This window comes from Stenotrophomonas maltophilia (genome assembly GCF_047782825.1).
Classification (GTDB): domain Bacteria; phylum Pseudomonadota; class Gammaproteobacteria; order Xanthomonadales; family Xanthomonadaceae; genus Stenotrophomonas.
The window spans coordinates 2,983,532-3,008,320 of sequence record NZ_CP180589.1; the positions used below are offsets into that span (position 1 = coordinate 2,983,532).

Sequence of the window (24,789 nt, forward strand, 5' to 3'; positions counted from 1 at the left end):
CTTAATCTGGCCAACACGCCAGACGATTCATGTTAATTCTGTGAATTTCCAGCCATCCCAACGCCAGCTGGGCCTGCGCCTGCTGCGCCTGCGCGAGCAGCGCGGCTACAGTCAGGTGGACCTGGCCCGCGCCCTGGGCCTGTCGGCCAGCTACCTGAACCAGATCGAGCGCAACAAGCGCCCGCTGACGCCGGCCGTGCAGAAGAAGCTGGGCGAGGTCTTGGGCGATGTTTCCGCCTTGTTCGACGACGATGAGCCCGCCGCGCTGCAGGAGGCACTGGGCGAGACCCTGCGTGACCTGGGTCTGGCGGAGGTGAGTGCCACCGAACTGCGGGCACTGGCCGGCAACCTGCCGCAGGTCAGCCGCGCCCTGCTGGACCTGCACCGCCGCCATCTGGCCCTGCGCGAGCATGCCGCCGCACTGGAGTTCCAGCTGGGTGAGCCCGGCGCCGGCAGCACCCTGCCGGCCGGTGACCAGGTGCGCGAGTTCTTCAACCGCATGCACAACCACATTCCCGAACTGGACGAACTGGCCGAACGCCTGTTCGCCGAATGGGGGCTGGCACCGGGCCACGTGGCGCCGCGCCTGCGCCAGCTGCTGGCCGACCGCCACGGCGTGCTGGTGGAAGTGGCCGCGCTGCAGGCCGGGCGCGAGAAGCGCCAGTACGACGCCGGCAGCCGCACGCTGTGGCTGCCCGATTACCTGGAGCCGGGCCAGCAGGCGTTCCAGATGGCGGCCGAACTGGCCCTGCATGGCTACCTGCCGCAGATCGACGCGGTGATCGCCCGCGCGGGCTTCCACGATGAGGCGCGCATCGCGCAGGCGCGGATCGGTTTGTCGAACTACTTTGCCGGTGCGCTGGTGATGCCCTACATGCGTTTCCTGCGTGCGGCCGAGGCCAGCAGCTACGACATCGAACTGCTGGCGCACCAGTTCGGTGTGGGCTTTGAAGCGGTATGCCACCGGCTGAGCACGCTGGCGCGGCGCAGTGCGCCCGGGCTGCCGTTCTTCTTCATCCGCGTGGACCGTGCCGGCAATGTGTCCAAGCGCCATTCGGCCACCGATTTCCACTTCTCGCAGGTAGGCGGTTCGTGCCCGCTGTGGATCGTCTACGAGGCGTTCAACCAGCCCGGGCGCATCCTGACGCAGACCGCGCGCATGCCCGATGGGCGTCGCCATTTCTGGCTGGCACGGCAGGTCAGCAGCGGGCCGGTGGGGCATGGCCAGCCGCGCAAAACCTTCGCGGTGGCGCTGGGCTGCGACCTGCAGCATGCCGAGCGGCTGGTGTATTCCCTGGGGCTGGATGTGCAGAGCCCGGGCAATTCGGTGTCGATCGGGCCGGGGTGCCGGGTGTGCCCGCGGGAGGATTGCATGCAGCGTGCGTTTGCGCAGTTGCCGGGGAGGTAGGGGTTTTGCAGGGCTGCGCCCTGCACCTGCCGAGGCAACGTCAACGTCAACGTCAACGTCAAAAGCTGGCTATCCGTGGGTTGGCGGGGGGGGGGCCGGTTGCAGGGGACGCTGCAAGTACGTCCATGTAAGCTCGGTCGCCGCATCCATGCGGCTCACGCCCCTGCAACCGGACCCACCCCGCCTTCGACAGACTGCCGCGAGCTGTCGGAACCGCACGGGGTCAGATCCCGTTGCGATGCAACGGGCTCTGACCCCATCCGGATTTCTGATCTGGTAGGTGCCAACCTTGGTTGGCACGTTCTAGTCCCAGAACACGGTCAGTACGCGGTGGCCCTGCGAGGGCACGGGGGCGTCGATGTGCTGTCCGTATGGCCAGCCTTCGCCAACGCCGTCGCATTCCAGACCCTGCAGCCAGCCTTCCACGGTTGCTGCGTCAGCGTGGGTCAGCAGGTGCACGTTCTCCGCCGCAGGCCATTCGCTGTCGTCTTCCAGGGCGCTGCCCCAGTCCTGGTGCAGGCCCACGTACACACCTTCCACTTCAGGCCTTGCAGCAATGGCGGCGAAGCGTGCGTACAGCGATGCATTCCTCGAAGTCGTTGCCTTCGAAGTAAGCGGCCAACGGAACCACCGGCAGGTGATCGGGGTCACGGGCGTCGAGACGCTCAAGCAGGTCCAGCAGTGCCTGCCGGGGGAACATGGGGCGTTCCTTGCAATGGGGGCGGCGATTGCGTCGGGCGCGATCAGTAGATCGGTGTCACCTTCATCTGCGGCAGTGGCCGCGGCGCGCCGTCGGTCAGGTCGGGACCCAGGTCATCCCAGCTGCGGCCCTGTTCCACCATCAAGCCCCACAGCTGCTGCGAGGCCAGTCGCTTGTCTTCCGATCCCAGCTTGTACGACGGCGGTGGCGGTTCGCCGCCGGCCACCATCGCATAGGCGGCGCGGTAGGCCAGCACCTGCTGCGCGGGGTCATCCGTGCGCGCCACCTCCAGCGTGTAGCGCTGGTAGGCCGAGGCCAGGTTGCGCCAGCGGATCCAGTAGTGGTTGTCGAACGAGAACGTGCAGAAACGCGCACCCGCCAGACTGCCCTTGTCGGCAATGCGGCTCAGGACATCCTGCGGCATGTCCAGGTTCATGCCACCTTCGTCGCCCTGCAGGCTCACATGCACGATGCGGTCGCGGTAGCCCGGCGCGCGCGCCTGCAGCAGGTCGCGCCAGTTCTGCATGGTGGCCACCACGGCGAACAGGAAGCGACCCAGCTCGGCTGCGGCCAACGGCGTGGCGATGGACTGGTAGTGCCGCTGCCAGCCATGACGGTTTTCGGTGGGCAGCACCACGGCGCGCTCCAGTGCCTGCTGGCCGGTGGTGCCGTGGCTGACATCCTCGGCGTGCTGCGGGTACACCAGGTTGATGGCGAAGGTCGGCCAACGCGGCATCGCCGCGTCGAACAGGTGGATGGGGAAGTTGCTGCTGATGCCACCGTCGGAGAACCAGCAGATGCGGAATGCGGTGATGACCGGGCCGCAGGACTGGCCGGCACTGGTCAGCCCTTCCATGCTGTCGGCCACGTTGTGTTCTGCATCGGCAGCCGCTGGCGAAGGTTCGCAACGACGCTCGCGGCGCGAGGGTTCGTGCAGCGGCACCGCACTGATCAGCAGCGGGAAACTCAGGCTCATGCGCGTCGCCACCAGCACCGGCAGTTGCGGCCCCTGCGGCAGGTGGTAGTACTGCCGGCCTTCCACATCGACCGGCGCACCGGCATGGTCGACCAGCCACTGCACCACGCTGGCCGGGAACAGCTGCGCGAACTCCTCGCGCAGGAACCAGAACTGCGCGCCGCCCAGCGGCAGCGTGCGCGGTTCGTTGTGCGACACGCAGGTGGTGATCATCTGCAGGCTGATCGCATGCGGACTCACCGGTTCGCCCGCATAGCGGGGCGCATCGTGCAGATCGGCGAAGGTAAGCGGCGCGTCCATCGGCTTGCCGGACAGCTGCTGCAGGCTCTGGTGCAGCCATTCGGTCAGCGCCGGCGTGCGTGCATCACGACCCAGGCCGCTGCACAGGCCCAGCAGGTTGCGCCGCGCCACCCGCGCCACCCGCAGCGCGGCACCGGCCACGCCGGCCCCATAGGCGCACAGCAGCGATGGCAGCAAGGTGGCCGCCACACCGCTCCAGCCGCCACCCCACCAGCCCAGGCCGAGCAGCAGGGCCAGTGAGACCAGCACTTCCAGCGGTGCGATCTCGAACACCGCAATGGCCAGGCACAGCAGCTTGCGCGGCCAGCGATAACTGCCGGTCAGCGCCACCAGCAGCCGATAGGCCGCGCGCGCACCGCGCGCCGGCTGGAACAGGCTGTAGATGAATCCGCGCCGCGACAGCTGCGCCGACACCGCCGACAGACCACCGTAACCGGCGTCGCCGGGCAGGTTCTGGCCAGCATGCTGTCGGCGGTCGCCGTAGGCTGCCGCAGCGGCCACCGCCGCGGCAATGGCACCGGCCGAGGTGCCACCGATGCTCTTGAACCGGTAGTCACGCGCCAGCGCCAGTACCGCATTGGGGTACACGATGCCGCTGGTGATGCCGCCCTTCATGACCAGATCGCAGTACTTGTCTGCCACAGCCCTGCCCTCGCTGATTGCGCTTGAGACGATGCCATCCCACGCTACCGATGCAGTATGACCCGAAGGCTTCTCACAGCCTGAGAACCCGCGCGCAGAAGGGCCACTGGCTGCCTCCGGCAAGGCCGGGCACACTGGCCGGCAGGACATTCATGCAAGGATCGCCATGACCACCCGACGCAGCTTCATCGCCGGCTGTGGAACCGCCGTCGCTGCTGCGGCATGCAGCCGGCGCAGCACGCCCCTGGCCAACGACATCAGCCAGCTGGAGCCCACTGCCATCGCCCGGGTGCAGGCCATCGGCTCGCCGTCGGACCTGCAGGACGCACTGCAGCGCCACACCGGCACGGTCTGCGTGGCGGGCGCGCGCTACAGCATGGGCGGACAGACCAGCGCCACAGGTGCCCTGCAGTTGGACATGGGCCAGTACAACCGCCTGCTGTGGCTGGACGTGTCGCGCAAGGTGGTGCGCGTGCAGGCCGGCATGCGCTGGCGTGCGCTGCAGGAATGGCTGGACCCGCACGGCCTGGCAGTGAAGGTCATGCAGAGCTTCAGCAACTTCTCCGTGGGCGGTTCGGTGTCGGTGAACTGCCATGGCCGTTACGTCGGCAGCGGCAGCATCGCCACCACCGTGCGCGCGCTGCAGGTGGTGCTGCGTTCGGGCGAAGTGGTGGAGACCTCGCGCACGCTGCATCCGGAGCTGTTCGCTGCAGTCATCGGCGGCTATGGCCTGATCGGCGTAGTCAGCGAAGTCGAGCTGGACCTGGCCGACAACGACCGCATGGCGCGGCACATGGAGCGGGTAGCGCTGGCCGACTACCCCCACTGGTTCCGTGAAAACGTGGCCTCACGCAAGGACGCGTTGATGCACAACGCCGACCTCATTCCACCGCGTTTCGATGCACCGGTGACCGTGACCTGGCGGCGCAGCAGCGCGCCGTTGACCGACAGCCGGCGGCTGATACCGGTGGGTGCGGACTACGCCCACGAGCAGAACATGATCTGGGCCGTCAGCGAACTGCCCGGCGGCCCGCAGCTGCGTGAAAGCTCGGTGGTGAAGCGGCAGATTGCCGAACCGCGCGTGATCCACCGCAACCTGGAAGCCAGCCTGGATGTTGCCGCACTGGAACCCCGCACCCGCGCGATGTCGACCTACCTGCTGCAGGAATACTTCATTCCCGTTCGCAACTTCCACGCCTTCGCCACACGCATGGCCGCGATCCTGCAGCACCACCGCGTCGATGCATTGAACGTATCCATCCGCCACGCCCCAGCCGACACCACCGCATTGATGAAGTGGGCGAATGAAGAGATGTTCTGTTTCGTGCTGTACCACAAGCAGCGCCGCCACCCCTGGGGCGACACGATGTCCACGCGCTGGACCCGCGCCCTGATCGATGCCGCCCTGGCCTGTGCAGGCCGTTACTACCTGCCCTACCGCCCGCACGCCACACGCGAGCAGTTCCAGCGCGCGTACCCGCAGTGGAACGCGTTCGTTGAACGCAAACGCCAGTTCGACCCGGAAATGCAGCTGGTGAACCACCTCTGGCATCGCTACATCGCAGCGCCCTAGCAATGGGTCAGAGCCCGTTGCGATGCAACGGGATCCGACCCCGTGCCGGCCGGCGGCCGGCACTACCGCAGGTGCCCACACTTGACCCCCGCAACCATCGGCGTAGCATCTGCACCAAGCCAAGGGACAGACCCGCGGCTGCCATAACGACATGAGGGATTCTCATGGAATTCGACTATCTCGTCTTCATCGGGCGTTTCGAGCCCTTCCACAACGGCCACGCCGCCGTTGCCCGCCTGGCCCTGAGCCGGGCCCGCAAGCTGATCTTCCTGGTCGGCTCTGCCGATACCCCCCGCAGCCTGCGCAACCCCTGGACCGTGGCCGAACGCGCCGTGATGATCCAGGCCGCCCTCGATGGCCACACCGACCGCCTGCTGATCCGCCCGCTGCGCGACCACCTCTACAACGAGGCGCAGTGGATCGCCAACGTGCAGCGCCAGGTGGCCGAAGCCCTGCGCAACGATGGCGCCGCCACCGATGCCAAGGTCGGCCTGATCGGCATGGACAAGGATGCCTCCAGCTACTACCTGCGCGAATTCCCGCAGTGGCCGCTGGTGGACGTGCGGCACACCGCCACCCTGTCGGCCACCGAGCTGCGCCGTTACCTGTTCGAAGCCGGCGACGTCGACTTCCACGGTGCGCTGCTGATGCTGCGTGGCAATGTGCCGGCGCCGGTGTACGACATGCTCGAAGCCTTCCGCAAGAGCGCGCCGGCCTACGGCCAGCTGGTGGCCGAATACCGCTTCATCGAACAGTACAAGGCCGCCTGGAAGGACGCGCCCTACGCGCCTACCTTCGTCACCACCGACGCGGTGGTGGTGCATTCGGGCCACGTGCTGCTGGTGCGCCGCCGTTCGGAACCCGGCAAGGGCCTGTGGGCGCTGCCCGGTGGCTTCGTCGGCCCGGACCAGAGCCTGCTCGACAGCTGCCTGCGCGAACTGCGCGAAGAGACCCGGCTGAAGATTCCGCTGCCGGTGTTGAAGGGCTCGCTGAAGGGCCAGCAGGTGTTCGATCACCCCGACCGCAGCCAGCGCGGCCGCACCATCACCCATGGTTTCCACTTCGAATTCCCGGCAGGTGAACTGCCGTCGGTGCGCGGCGGCGATGATGCCGACAAGGCGCGCTGGATCCCGGTAAGCGAAGCGCTGGACATGGGTCCGCAGCTGTTCGAAGACCACCTGCACATCCTGGAGTATTTCCTGGGCCGGGGCTGACCCGACCTGCCCCACACCGGCGGATAGACCGCCGGTGTCACTCGACGCGAAGGAGCTTCCGTCATGCACTACCTCGATAACCTTCTCCTCAACACCGACAGCTACAAGGCCAGCCACTGGCTGCAGTACCCGCCGGGTACCGATGCCACGTTCTTCTACGTGGAGTCGCGCGGCGGCCTGCATGACCGCACGGTGTTCTTCGGCCTGCAGGCCATCCTCAAGGACGCGCTGGCACGGCCCATCACCCACGCCGACATCGACGACGCCGCCGCAGTGTTCGCCGCGCATGGCGAACCGTTCAATGAAGCGGGCTGGCGCGATATCGTCGACCGCCTCGGCGGCTACCTGCCGGTGCGTATCCGCGCCGTGCCCGAGGGCAGCGTGGTGCCCACGCACCAGGCGCTGATGACCATCGAATCGACCGACCCGGCCGCGTTCTGGGTGCCCTCGTACCTGGAAACCCTGCTGCTGCGCGTGTGGTACCCGGTCACCGTGGCCACCATCAGCTGGCATGCGCGGCAGACCATCGCCAGCTTCCTGCAGCAGACAAGCGACGACCCGCAGGGGCAGCTGCCGTTCAAGCTGCACGACTTCGGCGCACGCGGCGCGTCGAGCCTGCAGTCGGCCGCGCTGGGCGGTGCCGCGCACCTGGTCAATTTCCTTGGTACCGACACCGTCTCGGCGCTGTGCCTGGCCCGCGCGCACTACCACGCACCGATGGCCGGCTATTCGATTCCCGCCGCCGAGCACAGCACCATCACCAGCTGGGGCCGCGAGCGCGAAGTGGATGCATACCGCAACATGCTGCGCCAGTTCGGCAAACCCGGTGCGATCGTCGCGGTGGTGTCGGACAGCTATGACATCTACCGCGCCATCAGCGAACACTGGGGCACCACCCTGCGCGATGAAGTGATCGCCTCGGGCGCGACCCTGGTCATCCGCCCCGATTCCGGCGACCCGGTGGAGGTGGTGGCCGAAAGCCTGCGCCGGCTGGACGAGGCCTTCGGCCACACGATCAACGGCAAGGGCTACCGCGTGCTCAACCACGTGCGGGTGATCCAGGGCGATGGCATCAACCCGGACACGATCCGCGCCATCCTGCAGCGCATTACCGAGGAGGGTTACGCGGCGGACAACGTGGCGTTCGGCATGGGCGGCGCGCTGCTGCAGCGTCTGGACCGCGATACGCAAAAGTTCGCGCTGAAGTGCTCGGCCGCGCGGGTGGACGGTGCATGGATCGACGTCTACAAGGACCCGATCACCGACGCGGGCAAGACCAGCAAGCGCGGCCGCATGCGCCTGCTGCGCCGCTTGGACGATGGCAGTCTGCATACGGTGCCGCTGCCGGCCGGCGGTGACGACGCCCTGCCGGCCGGTTTCGAGGATGCGATGGTGACCGTGTGGGAGAACGGCCGGTTGCTGTATGACCAGCGGCTGGATGAGATCCGCGCGCGGGCTGCGGGTCAGCGATAAGGGCGCATCCACGCATGGCGTGGATCTACTGCAGCGCCCCCTTGACCCTGGCCGACAACGCGTCCACCGTGGGCACGCCGAAGGTATCCCTGCCGTGGCTGGATGGTGGCAGGGATTTAAACGGGAATCCGGTGAAGGCGCCTCGCGCGCCCATTCCGGAGCTGCCCCGCAGCGGTGAATGGAAACGAATCCTGCCAACAGCACTGGGCTCGCGCCTGGGAAGCGGCAGGTAGTAGGTGGGCTGCGGCCCGTGTCCATCAGCCCGAATACCGGCCCCGGCCGGGGGACACGACCGTCCCCTGATTCGACCTGGAATCTCCGCGGGGAGGTTGCCGGGGCTGTCTTCGTCCTGCGCGTGCAGGCGGGGTGGCCGCGCGCGTCCTGTTCACGGTTTCCGGCCAGACCCGTTGCCCACGCCCAGATGCACCCGACGATGACCGAGTTCCAACGCCCCGACCTGTCCCTGCCCGCCGACGGCAAGCGCCTGCTGCTGCATTCGTGCTGCGCGCCCTGCTCGGGTGAAGTGATGGAGGCGATCACTGCCTCCGGGATCGACTACGCGATCTTCTTCTACAACCCCAACATCCACCCGGTGAAGGAGTACGAGCTGCGCAAGCAGGAGAACATCCGCTTCGCCGAGCAGCACGGCATTCCCTTCATCGATTGCGACTACGACACCGACAACTGGTTCAGCCGTGCGCGCGGCATGGAAAACGAGCCCGAGCGCGGCATCCGCTGCACGATGTGCTTCGACATGCGTTTCGAGCGCACCGCGCTGTACGCGCATGAGCACGGCTACGACACCATCAGTTCGTCGCTGGGCATTTCGCGCTGGAAGAACATGGCGCAGATCAACGACTGCGGCATCCGCGCCGCGTCGCGCTACGAAGGCCTGCAGTACTGGGATTACAACTGGCGCAAGGGTGGCGGTGCCAGCCGCATGGTGGAGATCAGCAAGCGCGAGCAGTTCTACCAGCAGGAATACTGCGGCTGCGTGTACTCGCTGCGCGATGCCAACCGCCACCGCCGCGAAACCGGCCGCGAGCGCATCAAGATCGGCCTGCTGTATTACGGCCAGGACAATGAAACGCCGCAGGGCGATTGACGTGCGCGCAGGGGGCGGCCACGCTGGTCGCCCCCTCTGCTGCGCTGGACCCTGCCATGACCGCCCTGCCCGCCGATGTCGCCCTGCTGGTGATCGACCTGCAGCCGGACTTCATGCCCGGTGGCGCATTGGCCTGCGACCAGGGCGATGCGCTGGTAGCGCCGATTGCCGAGCTTCTGGCGCAGCGCCACTACCGCACAGTGGTGGCCACCCAGGACTGGCACCCGGCCGACCACGCCTCCTTCGCCAGCCAGCACCCCGGCAAGCGACCGTTCGAGAGCATCCTGCTGCACGCGCAGCCGCAGACCCTGTGGCCAGACCACTGCGTGCAGGGCAGCGACGGCGCCGCGCTGCACCCGGGCGTGGACTGGACCGTGGCCGACCTGATCCTGCGCAAGGGCACCCGCCCGCAGGTGGATTCGTACAGCGCGTTCCGCGAGAACCATGGCCCGGAGGGCGAACGCCCGCCGACCGGCCTGGCCGGCTGGCTGCATGAGCGCCGCATCCGCGAGGTGCATGTGTGCGGCCTTGCGCGCGATTACTGCGTGCTGTGGAGCGCCCAGGACGCGGTGAAATCCGGCTTCCGGGTGAAGTTTCTGTGGGAGCTGACCCGGCCGGTGACCGAGGCCAACGACGCGATGGTGCGCGAGGCGCTGGGCAAGGCGAACATTGCGATCGCCTGACCCGGAACGGTAGTGCCGGCCGCTGGCCGGCAACCTCGGGATCCCTGCAGTTGCCGGCCAGCGGCCGGCACTACCGGATAGCACCCGTGGTGGCGAGCGATGGTTGGTTACCGGAACACCACCGTGCGGTGCCCGTTGAGCAGGATGCGGTGCTCCACATGCCGGCGCACCGCGCGGGCCAACACCTGCGATTCGGTATCGCTGCCCAGCCGCACCAGTTCGCGCGGCGCCATCGCGTGGTCCACGCGGGCCACGTCCTGTTCGATGATCGGGCCTTCGTCCAGGTCTTCGGTGACGTAGTGCGCGGTGGCGCCGATGATCTTGACCCCGCGCGCGTGCGCCTGGTGGTACGGCTGCGCGCCCTTGAAACTGGGCAGGAAGCTGTGGTGGATGTTGATCGCGCGGCCCGCGAGTGCGCGGCACAGCGTGGGCGAGAGGATCTGCATGTAACGCGCCAGCACCACCAGGTCGATGCGCTCGCGTTCGACCAGATCGATGATCTGCTGTTCCTGCACGGCGCGCGTGTCCGCGTTCACCGGCAGATGGTGGAACGGCACCTGGTAGGACGCTGCCAGCGGCGCGAAATCGGCGTGGTTGGACGCCACCGCGGCGATATCCACTTTCAGCTGGCCACTATGGGCGCGGAACAGCAGGTCGTTCAGGCAATGGCCCTGCTTGCTGACCAGCACCAGCAGGCGCGCGCGGCGGCGGCCGTCGTGCAGCTGCCAGTCCATCCCGTAGCCGGCGGCCAGTGCGACCATCGCTGCATGCACGGTGTCCAGCGGCAGGCTGGCATCGCGGTCGAAATGCACGCGCAGGAAGAAGCGGCCGCTCTCCTCATCGCCGAACTGCTGGGCGTCGAGGATGTTGCAGCCGTGGTCGAACAACAGCCCGGACACGCGGTAGACGATACCGGTGCGGTCGGGGCAGGACAGGGTAAGAATGGAATCGGGGCGCATCGCTTGAGTGTAGGGCAGCATCCTGCCGCGATGCACAATGCTGTCAGATGCAACCGATCGTCAGTGCGGATGTACGGTCAGCGCCACCAGACGCACCACCAGCGGACGCACCAGCAGAACGCCACAGAACGCGACCGGCATGGCCATCTGGTAGGCCGCCAGCACCCGCGCCAGGTAGCCGCTGCCCAGCCCGGCGTTGGCGGCGGTGATGACCAGGCACATCAGCAGCGCCATCAGGCTGGCCATGAAGAAGGCGAACACAAACGGCGTGCTGCGGGCGTGCAGCTTCCAGCGGGGCGATCGGGGTTGGGCCATGGCACATCGCATCGAATGAAGTGGGCCGGCAGGCTAGCGGTGCGGCGGCCCGCGCACAGCCCTGTCGCGCTTGGTGCAGACCCAAGCCACACTTGCCGGCTTCCGTGGCAAGCTGGTCGGTCATGAACCTGTTGCAGCTCATCCGCAGCTTCACCCGTACCGCAGAGACCGGCAGCATTGCCGCGGCGGCCCGCCACCTTGGCATCAGCGCCACCGCCGTGGGCCAGAACATCAACCGGCTGGAGGCCCACCTGGGCGTGCGCCTGCTCAACCGCAGCACGCGGCAGCTGGCGCTGAGCGAGGCCGGTGCGGTGTACCTGGCGCAGGTGCGGCACATCGAGGCCGACCTGGCGCGCGCGCAGGCGATGGTCACCGCCGGCGATATCGAACCGTCCGGGCCGCTGCGCATCGCCAGCAGCAGCGCGTTCGGCCGCCACGTGCTGGCTCCACTGCTGCCCAGCCTGCAGCAGCGCTACCCGCAGCTGCAGCTGGAACTGCGGCTGAGCGATCGCGCCGTGCAGCACGGGCCGGAAGCGGTGGATGCCAGCATCCGCATCGGCGCGCAGCTGGAAGACGGGCTGGTGGCGCGGCCACTGGCGCGCATCCCGTTCGTGTTCTGTGCGTCGCCGGCGTATCTGAAGGCGCACGGCACGCCGGCCGATCCGGCCGCGCTGAACGGCCATCGCGGGCTGCTGCACCGTTTCCCCACCGATGGCCGGCCGCTGCGCTGGGGCCTGCTGAAGGATGGCCTGCGGGTGGACGCGGCGCTGCCGGCGAGCATGGTCTGCGATGACATCGACGCGCTGGCCGAACTGGCCGCTGCAGGCGCGGGCATCACCCGCCTGGCCGCATTCGTGGCCGAGCCCTACCTGCGCGATGGCCGCCTGCAGGCGGTGTTCGGCGCGGCCAGCGACTGGCAGCCGGAGCCGATGGAGGTGTTCTTCTGCGTGAGCGACCGCCGCGATTTCACCGCGAAGATCCGCGCCCTGTTCGAGCACCTGCAGGCCGGCATCGCGCCGGCCTGGCAGGTCTGAGACTCAGCGCGGGCGGAACACGCTGCGCGCTTCGCGCGGCTCGCAGCGCAGATACTGCGGCGACGGCACCACGCTGTCGCCCAGCGCGGCAGCGGCGTGCCACGGCCAGCGCGGGTCGTACAGGATGCCGCGGGCCAGGGCGATGGCATCGGCCTGGTTGTGGCGCAGGATCGATTCGGCCTGTTCCGGCTCGGTGATCAGGCCGACCGCGATGACCGGCATGCGCAGCTTCTTGGCCTTGATGGCCGCCGCGAACGGCACCTGGTAGCCGGGTGCGACGCTGATCTTCTGGCGCTCGTCAAGGCCACCGCTGGAGACGTGCAGGAAGTTGCAGCCGCGTGCGTCCAGGATCTGCGCCAGCGCTTCGCTCTGCACCAGGTCCCAGCCGCCGTCGACCCAGTCGGTGGCGGAAATGCGCACGCCCACCGACACCTTGTCCGACACCGCGGCGCGCACTGCATCGAACACTTCCACCAGCAAGCGCAGGCGGTTCGGCAGCGAGCCACCGTAGCCGTCGGTGCGGCGGTTGCTGAGCGGGGACAGGAACTGGTGCAGCAGGTAACCGTGCGCGGCGTGGATCTCGATCAGGTCGAAACCCAGGCGCTCGGCGCGCACCGCGCTGGCGGCGAAGGCGGCGATGACCTCGGCGATGCCGGCCTCGTCCAGTTCCTGCGGCGCCGGATCGGCGGCATGGAAGGGCAGCGGCGAGGGCGCCACGGTCGCCCAGCCGCGTGCATCGTCGGCCGGCAGCTGACGGCCACCGTCCCACGGGCGGGCGGTGGAGGCCTTGCGGCCGGCATGGGCCAGCTGGATGCCCAGCGGCATGGACGACCAGCGGCGCACGCTGGTCAGCACCTGCGCCAGGGCCGCCTCGGTACCGTCATCCCACAGACCCAGGTCGGCCCAGCTGATGCGCCCGCGCGGTTCGACCGCGGTGGCTTCCAGGATCAGCAGGCCCGCGCCGGACTGCGCCAGGTTGCCCAGGTGCATGGCGTGCCAGTCGCTGGCGCGGCCGTCTTCGGCGGAGTACTGGCACATCGGCGCGATCACGATGCGGTTGGGCAGGGTCAGGGGGCCGAGGGACATCGGCGAGAACAGCTGGCTCAAGACGGTAAGGACATGCGGAGGGGGTGCGTATTGCACCGCTGCACGGCCTGCGGATCAACCGTCTGGATGGATCGCTGTTTCGCGCGACCTGCTGCAGCCGAGCGTGGGCTCGGCTCTACAGAAGCCGGCATCCCTTGTAGAGCCGAGCCCACGCTCGGCTCAGGGCATGGCCCAGCCTGCCAATGCCTCTGCGCAGTCCCGTTCATCCTTGAACTGCAGCAGGTCATCGGCGCGGGTGCGGCCGCGGTTCAGCGCCGCCACCGGCAGCCCGGCCCTGGCCGCAGCCTGCACGAAGCGGAAGCCGGAATAGACCATCAGCGAGGAGCCCACCACCAGCACGGCATCGGCCTGCTGCAGATGCTCATGCACGGCGGCCACGCGCTCGCGCGGCACGTTTTCGCCGAAGAACACCACGTCCGGCTTCAACAGGCCACCGCAGTACGGGCAATCCGGCACCACGAAGGCAGAGAAGTCGGTTTCCAGGTCGGCGTCGCCATCGGGGGCGATACCCGCTTCCAGCGCCTCCCAGCCCAGGTTGGCATCGAGCAGGCGCTGCTGGAAATCCCCGCGCCCGCTGCGGCGTTCGCAGCCCATGCAGCGCACCCGATCCAGCCGCCCGTGCAGGTCGATCACGTTCTGGCTGCCGGCACGCTGGTGCAGGCCGTCCACGTTCTGGGTCAGCAGCACCTGCAGTGTGCCGCGCGCTTCCAGCGCCGCCAGCGCCTGGTGGGTGCCGTTGGGCAGGGCCAGGCCGAAGCGTGGCCAGCCTAGCAGGCTGCGCGCCCAGTAACGCTGGCGGGTGGCCGCCTCGCCCATGAAGGCCTGGTAGGTCACTGGCTGCGTGCGTTTCCACTGGCCGTCGGTATCGCGGTAATCGGGGATGCCCGAGGCGGTACTGCAACCGGCGCCGGTCAGCACGAACAGGCGCTGGGCGCGGTCGATGAAGTCGGTCAGCGGCGGGGTCATGGCAGCGAGATGGGGGCGCGTGGGCGCCCCCGCAAGCGCGTGGTCAGCTGGCCGGGGCGGCAGCCGGCGTGCCCGGCAGGCGCGGCACGGCGGTCGGCTGGCCATCCTCGCCCAGCGCGATCATCACGAAGTGGCCGCGGGTGCACAGCTTGCGCTCGCCGCTGTGCAGGTCTTCGGCAATCAGTTCCACCTCGACCTTCATCGAGCTGCGGCCCACTTCGACGATGCGGCCGATGGTCTCCACCATCTGGCCGATGCGGATGGGCAGCTTGAAATCGACCTGGTCGCTGCGCGCGGTCACCACCGTGCGGCGCGAATAGCGGGCGGCGGCCAGGAAGGCGGCCTTGTCCATCCACGCCAGCGCCTGGCCACCGAACAGGGTGCCCATGTGGTTGGTGTGGTTGGGGAAGACGATTTCGGCCATGCGCACTTCGATGGGCGGCACGGTTTCGGGGATGGGGGTCATGGCGGGGCCATTGGTGTGGGGTGCGGCGATTTTAAGCCAGGCCCGGTGCAGGCGGCGCTACACTGCGCCACGCCCACCGCACGGAACGTCGCCATGCCCGCCGCCGCCGATCTGCTGGCCTTCGCCCTGCTGTCACTGGGCATGGTGCTCACGCCTGGGCCGAACATGGTCTACCTGGTCTCGCGCTCGATCTGCCAGGGCCGCCGTGCCGGGCTGGTGTCGCTGGGCGGGGTGGCGCTGGGCTTTCTGTTCTACATGCTGTGCGCGGCACTGGGCATCACCGCCCTGCTGATGACCGTGCCCTTCGCCTACGACACGCTGCGCATCGGCGGCGCGCTGTACCTGCTGTACCTGGCCTGGCAGGCGGTGAAGCCGGGCGGCCGTTCGCCGTTCGCGGTGCATGCGTTGCCCGTGGACAGCCCACGCCGGCTGTTCGCGACGGGATTTTTGACCAACCTGCTGAATCCGAAGATCGCGGTGATGTACCTGTCCCTGCTGCCGCAGTTCCTGCACCCGGACGGCCACGGCAGCGTGCTGGCACAGTCGGTGGTGCTGGGCTTCACCCAGATCGCGGTCAGCCTGGCGGTGAATACGGTGATCGTGCTGATGGCCGGCAGCATTGCGGCGTTCCTGGCCGCGCGACCGAGCTGGCAGGCGGTACAGCGCTGGTTGATGGGCACGGTGCTGGCCGGGCTGGCAGTGCGGATGGCGGTGGAAGGGCGGCGGTAGCGACCCTGTACAGCCTGGCCTTTTCCACCTGCCCCCCCTGCAGACTTGGTGGAAGGGAGCAACCGGTATCGCCGCCCCACCCATCACGCTCCATGGTTGCATGACAGGCTTGTTCATGAGGTCTGCACTGTGCGCCGCGACATGTGCGCCTCCGCCGCCGCTGCGATATTCCTATCTCAAGAACGATGGACCGTCCTGCGTATGAACATGCGGTGCCGGCTGTTGTTCAAGGCCCTGTGCCAGCGATTGACTCAACGCATCAGCACGATGAAGCGACTCCGCCTCAGGTGTACGAAGCGCATCCATCGTGTTCATGTGTCCTCGGCGATGGGCGGGATCATCCATTGCCCCTTCCACTATGAAAACCCTCTCCCCGCGAGCCAAGCTTTCCGTCGGGTTGTTGAGCACAACATGGTCGACCCGCGAAAGCCCCTGCTCCTTCGCCAGTACCAACAGGCTCGCGGTCATCCGCTGGCTCGACTCGTCCCACGGCTTCCCACGCTCAGCGTCCAGGCGTTCCACACCAGCCCTTATCTGCATATGGAGAGAACGGTCTGCATCACTGAGTTCAGCTGTTGAAGAAGCAACTCGATGCACCGACGGCGAGTCGTCGATGGATGTGGCAGATTTCTCTGCAACCGCAGTGCGTTCGGCGTCAAGTTGTGGCTCGGGCCTGCGACGCCGCTGCGAGGGCGCTATGTGCTGGTCATAGAACGCGCCGTAGTAGAGCTCGTAATTCGCATGGGGACCAACAGACGGAGCCTCGGTCTTGAACACCTCAGCGATCTGCCCAAGCGCTTGGCTTCGATTGATCCGTCCCGCCTGGAGTTCCACCGCAATGGCTCCATATTGCTGTGGCCGAGTACCCGTGCCTGACACGCCAATGTCCGGTCCACCAGCCGCGACAATTTCGCGCTGGACCTGCACATTGCTGAGCGTGGCGGCGGCTTCCCCTCGCAACATGCTGTTTACATAGGCTTGCCTGGAAGTAAGATCTGGGCGTTCGGTAAAGAGATCGTGCCCAACTTCGTGAGAAAGAGAACGTGCGATTCTGGGGCCTTGCCCGATCGCGTTCTCGTCAATAACGATCTTCACACCAGGAACAAGATAGGTGCCACCACCGGCTTGCCCCCAGACAACATCCAGACCGTCGCGACCTGCTTGGGCGAGACCCGCTTGAAGTGTTGTGGATTTCGCCAGGATCGGCGCAAATGACGGATCGGCCAATGGTGATGCAGGACGACGTGCGGCTCCTGGGCGTCCCCCCTCCTGCTGCTGTGGCAGTCCAGCGTCTTCAGTACGCTCCATGGTGCGGCTCCTTCGCAATGACAGGGCGTTAGTGCTGCCTGATCGATACGTAGGTCAGCGTCACGTTGTCAGCGGCGAGCCCGAGCACGACCTCGGCACCGTTCACCTGCGCAGACCAGTAAGCGCGGGAGCCAGACGCATCGGGGTGAGGTGGATTTGCGATGGAGTCCTCCCAGATGATTTCCTCGAGTGCAATGCTCGGTGGCGCGACCTCAAAGATCAGGTTCGCATGCGCAGGATCGTCGGCAGCACTTCTCAGCTTGATGCTCCGGACCTCAAGGTCACCCAGCATTCCGCGTTCTGCGATTCGCTCGTCCCTCAACCCCTGTCGAGTCGGCTCTCCGAAGTGTGTGTGAAGCTGTTCATTCAATGCATCGACATCATCAAAACGCACGCTGATCAATCGCTCGATGTCGTTCTTGAATCGCTCCATAGCAGTGTCACTCCCTGATCTGACGGACTGTCGTTGATCCAAATGATATGAGGGGCTTGGGGGCGCACCGCTCGAACACGCTGACAGTACCAACACTGCGACAGCTGTTGTGAGGCAGCCACGCACCGCTCTCCAGGGGCGGCCCCGAAGTCCACCTTTTGATGAAGAAGCGGATTTATCGACCCATGCTTCCATCGAAGTACCTCTCGCGGGAGTCCCACGTTCGCGAATCTAGCACAACGTCCTCAGTCAAACAGGTCGCCGGCCGTTGGCACTCAGTCGCCGATACGGCAAGCAGGCTCGGTAAAATGGGCCCACAGTCTCTACCATTGGCGAAAGTGGTAGGTGTATCCATCAACCATGCGCCTGCTGGCAACGGCTCGGGTATGGAAGTCCGACATCCGCGCATGGCGGTCGAAGGCCGGCGGTAGCCGTTCTTTGTAGAGTCGAGCCATGCTCGACTGCTGTTCGCGAAGAGCAGTCGAGCATGGCTCGACTCTACAAAAACAAAAACCCCCGGCATTGCCGGGGGTTTCCGTTGTGACAGACCTGACTGGTTCGATCAGAAGTTCATGTCGAAGGCGACTTCGCCCTGCACGCCGACCTGGTAGGCCGAGACGCGGCGTTCGAAGAAGTTGGTCAGTTCCTGCACGTCCTGCAGTTCCATGAACGGCAGCGGGTTGCGCACGTTGTACTTCTTTTCCATGCCCAGCTTGGCGAAGTGCTGGTCGGCGCAGTGCTGCAGGTACTGGCGCATGTCGCGGGTGGAAATGCCGGCCACGCCACCGGACAGCACGTCCTCGGCGAACTGCACTTCACATTCGATGGCTTCAGCCAGCATGTCATAGACCTGCTGCTTCATTTCATCGTCGAACAGGTCCGGCTCTTCCTCACGCACCACGCGCACCGACTCGAACGCGAAGTCCATGTGCGCGCTCTCGTCGCGGAACACCCAGTTGGTGCCCGAGGCCAGGCCCGGCAGCAGGCCGCGCGAACGGAAGTAGTACACGTAGGCGAAGGCAGCGAAGAAGAACAGGCCTTCGATGCACGCAGCGAAGCAGATCTGGTTCAGCAGGAACTGGCGACGCTCGGCACGGGTCTCGATGCGCTTCAGATCCTGGATCGAGTCGATCCACTTGAAGCAGAAGTCGGCCTTCTTCTTGATCGAGTCGATGTTCTCCACCGCGGCGAAGGCTTTGACGCGCTCTTCCGGGTCCGGCAGGTAGTTGTCGAGCAGGGTCAGGTAGAACTGCACGTGCAGCGCTTCTTCGTACAGCTGGCGCGACAGGTACATGCGCGCTTCGGGCGCGTTCAAGTGCTGGTACAGGTTCAGCACCAGGTTGTTGGACACGATCGAATCGCCGGTGGCGAAGAACGCGACCAGGCGGTGGATCAGGTGGCGCTCACCCGGCGACATCTTGCTGTGCAGGTCGGTGATGTCGATCTGGAAGTTGATCTCTTCCACCGTCCAGGTGTTCTTGATCGCGTTCCGGTACATGTCATAGAACTGCGGGTAGCGCATCGGGCGCAGGGTCAGTTCAAAACCGGGATCGAGCAGCATCTGCTTGGGCTTGTCGGCCATGGGTGTTTCCTTGAATTCCTGGGTGAGCCGCCGGGCTTGGCCCGGCGCTACCGTGGGTGTTTTTCCGCAGCCGAGCATGGCTCGGCTCTACAGGTGCGAGGTGTTCGAGTGCCGACCAACGGTCGGCACCCACCGCGCGGTGTCTTACTGGCAGGCCTCGCAGGCTTCCGGGTTCTCCAGCGAGCAGGCGATGGCTTCGTCCGGGCTGAACACCTTGGCCGGGGCCGCGCTGCTCACCGTGGTCTTGGCGATCTTGGTGGCCGGACGCGAACGCAGGTAGTAGGTGGTCTTGATGCCCTGCTTCCAGGCGTACATGTACATGGAAGACATCGCGCCGATGTTCGGGCTTTCCATGAACAGGTTGAGCGAGGCCGACTGGTCGATGAAGGCGCCACGCTCGGCGGCCATGTCGATCAGTGCACGCATCGGCAGTTCCCATGCGGTGCGGTAGACCTCGCGCAGGGTTTCCGGAATCTGCGCGATGCCGGCGATGGAGCCTTCGGCCAGCTTGATGGCGTCGCGCATGTCGGCGGTCCACAGGCCCAGCTTCTTCAGCTCGTTCACCAGGTAGCGGTTGACCTGCAGGAAGTCACCGGACAGGGTTTCGCGCTTGAACAGGTTGGACACCTGCGGTTCGACGCACTCGTAGCAACCGGCGATCGAAGCGATGGTCGCGGTCGGGGCGATCGCGATCATCAGCGAGTTGCGCAGGCCGTGTTCCTTGATGCGGGCGCGCAGGGCATCCCAGCGTGCAGTGTCTTCGGGCACCACGTTCCAGGCGTCGAACTGCAGTTCGCCGCTGGCCGCACGGGTGTCGTTGAACGACGGGTGCTTGCCGCGTTCCTGGGCCAGTTCGGCCGAGGTTTCCAGCGCGTGGAAGTAGATCGTTTCGGCGATCTTCTTCGACAGGGCGCGGGCTTCGGCGCTGTCGAACGGCAGGCGCTTGCGGAAGAACACGTCCTGCAGGCCCATGCAGCCCAGGCCGACCGGACGCCAGCGCAGGTTGGCGCGGCGGGCGGTTTCGATCGGGTAGAAGTTCAGGTCGATGACGCGGTCGAGCTGGCGCACGGCCAGGCGCACGGTCTCGGCCAGCTTCTCGAAGTCGAACTCGTTGTGCTCGTCGAAGTGGTTGCCCAGGTTGATCGAACCCAGGTTGCACACTGCGGTTTCATCGTTGGACGTGACTTCCAGGATTTCCGTGCACAGGTTGGACAGGTGGATCACGTTGCCCGGACGCAGGGTCTGGTTGCTGGCGCGGTTGCACTTGTCCTTGAAGGTCATCCAGCCGTTACCGGTCTCGGCCAGGGTACGCATCATGCGGGCGTACAGCTTGCGGGCGGAGATGGTGCGGTTGGCCTTGCCCTGTGCTTCGGCCTGCAGGTAAGCGGCTTCGAAGGCTTCGCCGAACAGGTCGGTGAACTCCGGCACGACGCGCGGATCGAACAGCGACCATTCCTGGTCGGCCTCGACGCGCTTCATGAACAGGTCCGGCACCCAGTTGGCCAGGTTCAGGTTGTGGGTACGGCGGGCTTCGTCACCGGTGTTGTCACGCAGCTCGAGGAAGTCCTCGACGTCGGCGTGCCAGGTTTCCAGGTAGACGCAGGCCGCGCCCTTGCGCTTGCCGCCCTGGTTCACCGCGGCCACGGACGAATCCATGGTCTTCAGCCACGGCACGATGCCGTTGGAGTGGCCGTTGGTGGACTTGATGAGCGAACCACGCGAACGCACGCGGGTGTAGCTGACGCCGATGCCGCCGGAGAACTTGGACAGCTGGGCGATGTCGCCGTACTTGGAGTAGATCGATTCCAGCGAATCCTGCGGCGAATCCAGCAGGAAGCACGAGGACAGCTGCTCGTGGGTGGTACCGGAATTGAACAGGGTCGGGCTGGACGGCAGGTAGTCCAGGTTGCCCATGCGCTTGTACAGCGCCAGGGTTTCCGGCACGTCCTCGCTCAGCGCGCTGGCGATGCGCAGGAAGAACTGCTGCGGGGTCTCGATCACCTTGCGGGTGTGCGGGTGGCGCAGCAGGTAGCGGTCGTACAGGGTACGCAGGCCGAAGTAATCGAAGTTCAGGTCCAGCGAGATGTCGATGGCATCGTTGAGCTTGCGTGCGTTGGTCTGCACGAAGTTCAGCAGGCGGTCGTTGATCAGGCCCACTTCGTGGCCACGGCTGACCGACTGCGAGAAGGCGTAGATTTCCTGGCCCGACACTTCCTTGGCGATGTAGTTGGCCAGCAGGCGCGCCGCAAGGCGGCCGTACTCGGGCTCTTCACCGATCAGCAGGGCGGCGGTGCGGATGGACAGTTCGTCCAGCTCGCGGGTGGTGGCGCCGTTGTACAGGCCGGAAATGGTACGGGTGGCCACACGCATCGGATCGACGGCGTGCAGGCCTTCGGACGAACGCTGCACCGCGCGCACGATCTTGTTCAGATCCACCAGCTCGGTCGTGCCGTTGCGCTTGGTCACGCTCATCGCGTTGGCCGTCGGCGGCGACGTCAGCAGGAACTCGCTTTCCTTCTCGATGGTGGCGCTGGATTCGGTGGTCACGGCGTGTGTCCTCTTGGCGTGATTGGGGGTGCTGTATGCATCAGGGTTGCTCGACCCGGGACATGACAGCCCAGGGTGGCAGGACGGCGTCGCAGGAGATGAGACCTGCGCCTTCCACTGCCGGTTGACGATCGCTGGCGGGTACCGCGGTGGCCCCCGCTGCGGACCCCAAGACATGGGGTCGTTGCGACCGACGGCCACAAGATAGTGGGGGTGATGGGGGCCGTCAACGCCAAATGTAGTGAAATTTGGTAATCCCTTGCGGCGCAAGGATCATGCCATCAACGCCGCGTCTGGACGCTTTGGACCTGCCGGAACGGGCTGCGCAGTCAAGCCCGGAAGGCGTCACAGCGGCGGTACAACGCGCTGCGGAAACGGAACAATGACAGCTTCACATGACAGTGATGAAGCTGGCTAGGGACAACCCTGTGGATAGGTGGTGGGCAGCCAGTGGGAAAGCCGGTATGGCCGGAGCAATGGCCATCGGGCAGTGACTTCCGGCCGGTGACGGCACCGTGCGGGCGCGGGATGCTGGGGCCCTGCACTGACCGGAAAGGATTCCACCATGCGCCTGCCCCTGCCCGCCCTGGCCCTGCTGGCCTGCCTGGCCGCCGCCCCGGTGCTGGCCGGCGACGCCCCGAAGCTGCGCTCGGACCACTGCGGCATGCGCACCGACTACGACGTGCTGGTGGACAGCGGCGGCATCTGGCTGCGGCATGGCCCGCAGGCGCCGCACGAAGTGGTGTTCCACGATGGCGTGCTGAGCCTGGACGACACGGTCGTGCCGGTCAGCGAGGCCGACGCCGCGCGCCTGCGGCAGATGGAGGCCGGGGCGCGGCAGCTGATGCCGGCGGCCACGGCGCTGGCCCATGAAGTGAGCGGACTGAGCTTCGACGTACTCGATGGGGTCTATGAGAGCCTCACCGGCACCGCCAACAGCCGCAAGGTCCGGCGCCTGCGCCGGCAGGCCGATGACTGGATCGGCGGCACGTTGGGCAAGGGCTACTGGGAACAGGCGGTGTTCGGGCCAGGCTTCGAGGCCAAGGTGCAGGACATGGCCGAGTCGCTGTCCGCGTCCATCGCCCGCAGCATGCTGTGGCAGATGGTCACCGGCCGCAGCGATGCGATGGAGGAGCGCGCCGACCGCTTGGACGCGCAGATGGAACAGCAGCTGGAAGGCCGCGCCGAGCGCATCGAGGCCCGCGCACAGGCGCTGTGCCCGCTGGTGGCCGCGGTGGCCGAGGCCCACGACGCGCTGGAGGTGCGCTACCAGGGGCAGCCGCTGCGGCTGATCCAGCGCAGTGAGGGCGTGCAGGTGGCAGCCAGCGTGCGCGAGCAACCGCAGGATGATGCGGTGGCGCCGAGCCGATAGCCGCGGGGCGCCTTTGTAGAGCCGAGCCCATGCTCGGCTGCCTTTCGGCACGTCATTCAGAAGCAGCCGAGCATGGGCTCGGCTCTACAACCGGCGGCCCTCTCACGCGCGGTGCGGGGTCCCCAGGTACTCGGCGCTCTGCATTTCAATCAGGCGCGAGGCGGTGCGCTCGAAGGCGCCCTGCAGGCGCTCGCCGGCATACAGCTCCACCGGCGAGGTGCTGGCGGTGCAGACCAGGTTGACGTGGCGGTCGTACAGCTCGTCGATCAGGTTGACGAAGCGACGCGCGGCATCTTCGTTCAGGCGGTCGAAGGCGGGAATGCCGCCCAGCAGCACCGTATTGAACTCGTGCGCGATCTCGATGTAATCCGACGGGCCGCGCGGGCCTTCGCACAGGGCGGCGAAATCGAACCAGGCGATGCTCTTGCCGCGGCCCCGCACCGGAATCTTGCGGCCCTCGATCTCGATGTTGCCGGCCTTGGCCGGCTGGCCGCCACTGAGTTCGCCCCAGCGGTTGGCCAGCCAGTCGTCGCTGTCGGCAGCCAGCGGCGCGCGGTACACCGGTGAGCGGGTCAACGCGCGCATGCGGTAATCCTCGGTGCCTTCGGCATACAGCTCGACGCAGAAGCGCTGCAGCAGGCCGATGGCCGGCATGAAGCTCTCGCGCTGCAGGCCGTTCAAATACAGGTTCTCCACCGCCGTGTTGGAGGTGGTGACCAGGGTCACGCCCTCGGCGAACAGGCGTTCGAGCAGGCGCGCCAGCAGCATGGCATCGCCGATGTCGGTGACGAAGAACTCGTCCAGCACCAGCACGCGCAGGTTGCTGCGCCATTCCTGGGCGATCTTCGCCAGCGGGTCGCTCTGCCCCTGGTGCTCGCGCAGGCGCTCATGGACGCTGCGCATGAAGCGGTGGAAGTGGGTGCGGTACTTCTGCTTGATCGGCAGGCCGTCGTAGAACAGGTCCACCAGGAAGGTCTTGCCACGGCCTACGCCGCCCCAGAAGTACAGGCCCTTGACCGGCTCGGGCTTCTTCCAGAACGAGGACAGGCGGTCCAGCCAGCCATCCTCGGCGCTGTCGACCAGGCCCAGGTGGATGCGGTCCAGCTCGGCCAGGGCCGCGTGCTGGGCCGGGTCGTCCTGCCAGTCGCCGCTGGCAACCCCGGCCGCGTACCGCTGCGACGGGGTCAAGGCCTGCTCGCTCATGCCGCCGCGCCCAGCCAGTGCTTGACGCCGTGGGTAAGCGCGCCGCGCAGGTCGATCAGCTTGCGGTGGAAGAAGTGGCTGGTTTCGGGCATGCGCACCAGCTCATGCGGGAAGTCGAGCGTTTCCAGCCACTGGTAGACCGCCTGCGGGTCGACGATCTCGTCCTGCTCGCCCTGGATGACCAGCCAGCGGGCCGGCGGCTGCACGCCGCTGAAATCCCAGCGGCCGGCCGGCGGCGCGATCGAGATCAGCGCTTCGGGCTGCAGCTCGGCGGCGGCCTTCAGCGAAACGAAGGAGCCGAAGCTGAAGCCGGCCAGCCACAGGCGGTCGTCCGGGCGCTGGCTGCGCACCCAGGCGGTGACGGCCTTGAGGTCGTCCTGTTCGCCCACGCCGTGGTCGAAGCTGCCGGCCGAACCGCCCACGCTGCGGAAGTTGAAGCGCACCGTGGCGATGCCCAGCTCGCGCAGGGTGGTGGCGGTCATGGTGACCACCTTGTTGTGCAGGGTGCCGCCTTCGGTGGACAGCGGGTGGCAGATGATGGCCACGATCGGCTGCACCGGCGCATCGGCCTTGGGCAGGTCGACGACCACTTCCAGCGGGCCGGCCGGGCCATCCAGTACGAGGCAGGCGGTTTCGCCGGGGGCGACGGGGAACGAGGGCTTGTGCATGGCAACATGATAGCGTCCCCCGCCCC

Annotated in this window: 23 protein-coding genes and 1 riboswitch; of the genes, 9 read left to right on the forward strand and 14 right to left on the reverse strand. The window is 66.8% G+C overall.

What is annotated here, in order from left to right; translation table 11 throughout:
• Window positions 1-40 precede the first annotated feature (40 nt).
• Entirely contained in the window at window positions 41-1,408 is a 1,368-nt protein-coding gene (locus ACM2ZB_RS13970; protein WP_416055878.1) for a helix-turn-helix domain-containing protein, read from the forward strand.
• Between the two features lie 303 nt (window positions 1,409-1,711).
• Here ACM2ZB_RS13970 and ACM2ZB_RS13975 read toward each other — a convergent pair whose 3' ends face one another.
• From ACM2ZB_RS13975 to ACM2ZB_RS13985, 3 genes are read right to left on the reverse strand one after another with little or no spacing between them, the layout of a single operon-like run.
• Window positions 1,712-1,948 carry a hypothetical protein gene (locus ACM2ZB_RS13975; protein ID WP_416055879.1) on the reverse strand — a complete coding sequence of 79 codons (237 nt, stop codon included), beginning with the start codon at window positions 1,946-1,948 and terminating at the stop codon, window positions 1,712-1,714.
• A 1-nt stretch (window position 1,949) separates the two neighbouring features.
• On the reverse strand, window positions 1,950-2,108 hold the full coding sequence (locus ACM2ZB_RS13980) for a hypothetical protein (RefSeq protein ID WP_416055880.1): 159 nt from the start codon (window positions 2,106-2,108) through the stop codon (window positions 1,950-1,952).
• Between the two features lie 43 nt (window positions 2,109-2,151).
• Window positions 2,152-4,026, reverse strand: coding sequence for a patatin-like phospholipase family protein (locus ACM2ZB_RS13985; RefSeq protein ID WP_416055881.1), 1,875 nt, complete (start codon window positions 4,024-4,026; stop codon window positions 2,152-2,154).
• A 166-nt stretch (window positions 4,027-4,192) separates the two neighbouring features.
• On the opposite strand from ACM2ZB_RS13985, the gene ACM2ZB_RS13990 reads away from it, so the two are divergent.
• The 5 genes from ACM2ZB_RS13990 to pncA all read left to right on the forward strand — a co-directional run bounded on the left by ACM2ZB_RS13990 (window position 4,193) and on the right by pncA (window position 10,074).
• Window positions 4,193-5,599, forward strand: a complete 1,407-nt coding sequence (locus ACM2ZB_RS13990) for an FAD-binding protein (RefSeq protein WP_416055882.1) — start codon at window positions 4,193-4,195, stop codon at window positions 5,597-5,599.
• A 164-nt stretch (window positions 5,600-5,763) separates the two neighbouring features.
• Window positions 5,764-6,813 (forward strand): bifunctional nicotinamide-nucleotide adenylyltransferase/Nudix hydroxylase, encoded by a 1,050-nt coding sequence (locus ACM2ZB_RS13995; protein WP_416055883.1) that lies wholly within the window; start codon window positions 5,764-5,766, stop codon window positions 6,811-6,813.
• 63 nt (window positions 6,814-6,876) lie between these two features.
• Window positions 6,877-8,286, forward strand: coding sequence for a nicotinate phosphoribosyltransferase (locus tag ACM2ZB_RS14000; protein ID WP_416055884.1), 1,410 nt, complete (start codon window positions 6,877-6,879; stop codon window positions 8,284-8,286).
• Between the two features lie 78 nt (window positions 8,287-8,364).
• A riboswitch (cobalamin riboswitch) is annotated at window positions 8,365-8,579 on the forward strand.
• 140 nt (window positions 8,580-8,719) lie between these two features.
• Window positions 8,720-9,391, forward strand: coding sequence for an epoxyqueuosine reductase QueH (locus ACM2ZB_RS14005; RefSeq protein ID WP_416055885.1), 672 nt, complete (start codon window positions 8,720-8,722; stop codon window positions 9,389-9,391).
• Window positions 9,392-9,447: 56 nt separating this feature from the next.
• Window positions 9,448-10,074 (forward strand): bifunctional nicotinamidase/pyrazinamidase, encoded by a 627-nt coding sequence (pncA, locus tag ACM2ZB_RS14010; protein ID WP_416055886.1) that lies wholly within the window; start codon window positions 9,448-9,450, stop codon window positions 10,072-10,074.
• A gap of 107 nt (window positions 10,075-10,181) precedes the next feature.
• On the opposite strand, the gene purU is transcribed toward pncA, so the two are convergent.
• The gene (gene purU, locus ACM2ZB_RS14015; protein ID WP_416058555.1) at window positions 10,182-11,033 is read right to left on the reverse strand and encodes a formyltetrahydrofolate deformylase; all 852 of its coding nucleotides are present in this window, start codon (window positions 11,031-11,033) and stop codon (window positions 10,182-10,184) included.
• Window positions 11,034-11,093: 60 nt separating this feature from the next.
• The gene (locus tag ACM2ZB_RS14020) at window positions 11,094-11,348 is read right to left on the reverse strand and encodes a DUF2798 domain-containing protein (protein ID WP_416055887.1); all 255 of its coding nucleotides are present in this window, start codon (window positions 11,346-11,348) and stop codon (window positions 11,094-11,096) included.
• 122 nt (window positions 11,349-11,470) lie between these two features.
• Between ACM2ZB_RS14020 and ACM2ZB_RS14025 the strand changes: the two genes are divergently transcribed.
• On the forward strand, window positions 11,471-12,382 hold the full coding sequence (locus ACM2ZB_RS14025) for a LysR family transcriptional regulator (protein WP_416055888.1): 912 nt from the start codon (window positions 11,471-11,473) through the stop codon (window positions 12,380-12,382).
• Between the two features lie 3 nt (window positions 12,383-12,385).
• Here the strand turns inward: ACM2ZB_RS14025 and ACM2ZB_RS14030 are convergent, their stop codons facing one another.
• The 3 genes from ACM2ZB_RS14030 to ACM2ZB_RS14040 form a co-directional block, all read right to left on the reverse strand.
• Window positions 12,386-13,489 (reverse strand): NADH:flavin oxidoreductase/NADH oxidase, encoded by a 1,104-nt coding sequence (locus ACM2ZB_RS14030; RefSeq protein ID WP_416055889.1) that lies wholly within the window; start codon window positions 13,487-13,489, stop codon window positions 12,386-12,388.
• 159 nt (window positions 13,490-13,648) lie between these two features.
• Entirely contained in the window at window positions 13,649-14,455 is an 807-nt protein-coding gene (locus tag ACM2ZB_RS14035; protein WP_416055890.1) for an NAD-dependent protein deacetylase, read from the reverse strand.
• A 43-nt stretch (window positions 14,456-14,498) separates the two neighbouring features.
• Window positions 14,499-14,921 (reverse strand): acyl-CoA thioesterase, encoded by a 423-nt coding sequence (locus tag ACM2ZB_RS14040; RefSeq protein WP_416055891.1) that lies wholly within the window; start codon window positions 14,919-14,921, stop codon window positions 14,499-14,501.
• A gap of 93 nt (window positions 14,922-15,014) precedes the next feature.
• On the opposite strand from ACM2ZB_RS14040, the gene ACM2ZB_RS14045 reads away from it, so the two are divergent.
• Window positions 15,015-15,650 (forward strand): LysE family translocator, encoded by a 636-nt coding sequence (locus ACM2ZB_RS14045; RefSeq protein ID WP_416055892.1) that lies wholly within the window; start codon window positions 15,015-15,017, stop codon window positions 15,648-15,650.
• 171 nt (window positions 15,651-15,821) lie between these two features.
• On the opposite strand, the gene ACM2ZB_RS14050 is transcribed toward ACM2ZB_RS14045, so the two are convergent.
• From ACM2ZB_RS14050 to ACM2ZB_RS14065, 4 genes are all read right to left on the reverse strand, one after another.
• Entirely contained in the window at window positions 15,822-16,958 is a 1,137-nt protein-coding gene (locus ACM2ZB_RS14050; protein ID WP_416055893.1) for an XVIPCD domain-containing protein, read from the reverse strand.
• Between the two features lie 28 nt (window positions 16,959-16,986).
• A complete protein-coding gene (locus ACM2ZB_RS14055) occupies window positions 16,987-17,391 on the reverse strand; it encodes a hypothetical protein (RefSeq protein WP_416055894.1) in 405 nt (134 codons plus the stop codon).
• Between the two features lie 562 nt (window positions 17,392-17,953).
• On the reverse strand, window positions 17,954-18,973 hold the full coding sequence (locus ACM2ZB_RS14060; protein ID WP_164274104.1) for a ribonucleotide-diphosphate reductase subunit beta: 1,020 nt from the start codon (window positions 18,971-18,973) through the stop codon (window positions 17,954-17,956).
• A gap of 144 nt (window positions 18,974-19,117) precedes the next feature.
• Window positions 19,118-21,520, reverse strand: coding sequence for a ribonucleoside-diphosphate reductase subunit alpha (locus ACM2ZB_RS14065; protein WP_416055895.1), 2,403 nt, complete (start codon window positions 21,518-21,520; stop codon window positions 19,118-19,120).
• A gap of 565 nt (window positions 21,521-22,085) precedes the next feature.
• Between ACM2ZB_RS14065 and ACM2ZB_RS14070 the strand changes: the two genes are divergently transcribed.
• Window positions 22,086-22,892, forward strand: a complete 807-nt coding sequence (locus tag ACM2ZB_RS14070; RefSeq protein ID WP_416055896.1) for a DUF2884 family protein — start codon at window positions 22,086-22,088, stop codon at window positions 22,890-22,892.
• A 102-nt stretch (window positions 22,893-22,994) separates the two neighbouring features.
• On the opposite strand, the gene zapE is transcribed toward ACM2ZB_RS14070, so the two are convergent.
• On the reverse strand, window positions 22,995-24,095 hold the full coding sequence (gene zapE / locus ACM2ZB_RS14075; RefSeq protein WP_416055897.1) for a cell division protein ZapE: 1,101 nt from the start codon (window positions 24,093-24,095) through the stop codon (window positions 22,995-22,997).
• Complete coding sequence (locus ACM2ZB_RS14080; RefSeq protein WP_313438097.1) at window positions 24,092-24,763, reverse strand: alpha/beta hydrolase; 672 nt, start codon at window positions 24,761-24,763, stop codon at window positions 24,092-24,094. The genes zapE and ACM2ZB_RS14080 overlap by 4 nt, the downstream gene beginning before the upstream one ends.
• Window positions 24,764-24,789: the final 26 nt, after the last annotated feature.

Bases quoted from the DNA above. Each gene is read 5' to 3' on its own strand.
- pncA (WP_416055886.1), top strand. From the start codon at position 9,448: ATGACCGCCCTGCCCGCCGATGTCGCCCTGCTGGTGATCGACCTGCAG.
- purU (WP_416058555.1), bottom strand. From the start codon at position 11,033: ATGCGCCCCGATTCCATTCTTACCCTGTCCTGCCCCGACCGCACCGGT.
- ACM2ZB_RS14035 (WP_416055890.1), bottom strand. From the start codon at position 14,455: ATGACCCCGCCGCTGACCGACTTCATCGACCGCGCCCAGCGCCTGTTC.
- ACM2ZB_RS14040 (WP_416055891.1), bottom strand. From the start codon at position 14,921: ATGACCCCCATCCCCGAAACCGTGCCGCCCATCGAAGTGCGCATGGCC.
- ACM2ZB_RS14000 (WP_416055884.1), top strand. From the start codon at position 6,877: ATGCACTACCTCGATAACCTTCTCCTCAACACCGACAGCTACAAGGCC.
- ACM2ZB_RS14025 (WP_416055888.1), top strand. From the start codon at position 11,471: ATGAACCTGTTGCAGCTCATCCGCAGCTTCACCCGTACCGCAGAGACC.
- ACM2ZB_RS14080 (WP_313438097.1), bottom strand. From the start codon at position 24,763: ATGCACAAGCCCTCGTTCCCCGTCGCCCCCGGCGAAACCGCCTGCCTC.
- ACM2ZB_RS13980 (WP_416055880.1), bottom strand. From the start codon at position 2,108: ATGTTCCCCCGGCAGGCACTGCTGGACCTGCTTGAGCGTCTCGACGCC.
- ACM2ZB_RS14070 (WP_416055896.1), top strand. From the start codon at position 22,086: ATGCGCCTGCCCCTGCCCGCCCTGGCCCTGCTGGCCTGCCTGGCCGCC.
- ACM2ZB_RS13990 (WP_416055882.1), top strand. From the start codon at position 4,193: ATGACCACCCGACGCAGCTTCATCGCCGGCTGTGGAACCGCCGTCGCT.
- ACM2ZB_RS14045 (WP_416055892.1), top strand. From the start codon at position 15,015: ATGCCCGCCGCCGCCGATCTGCTGGCCTTCGCCCTGCTGTCACTGGGC.
- ACM2ZB_RS14050 (WP_416055893.1), bottom strand. From the start codon at position 16,958: ATGGAGCGTACTGAAGACGCTGGACTGCCACAGCAGCAGGAGGGGGGA.
- ACM2ZB_RS14020 (WP_416055887.1), bottom strand. From the start codon at position 11,348: ATGGCCCAACCCCGATCGCCCCGCTGGAAGCTGCACGCCCGCAGCACG.
- zapE (WP_416055897.1), bottom strand. From the start codon at position 24,095: ATGAGCGAGCAGGCCTTGACCCCGTCGCAGCGGTACGCGGCCGGGGTT.
- ACM2ZB_RS14055 (WP_416055894.1), bottom strand. From the start codon at position 17,391: ATGGAGCGATTCAAGAACGACATCGAGCGATTGATCAGCGTGCGTTTT.
- ACM2ZB_RS14060 (WP_164274104.1), bottom strand. From the start codon at position 18,973: ATGGCCGACAAGCCCAAGCAGATGCTGCTCGATCCCGGTTTTGAACTG.
- ACM2ZB_RS14005 (WP_416055885.1), top strand. From the start codon at position 8,720: ATGACCGAGTTCCAACGCCCCGACCTGTCCCTGCCCGCCGACGGCAAG.
- ACM2ZB_RS13995 (WP_416055883.1), top strand. From the start codon at position 5,764: ATGGAATTCGACTATCTCGTCTTCATCGGGCGTTTCGAGCCCTTCCAC.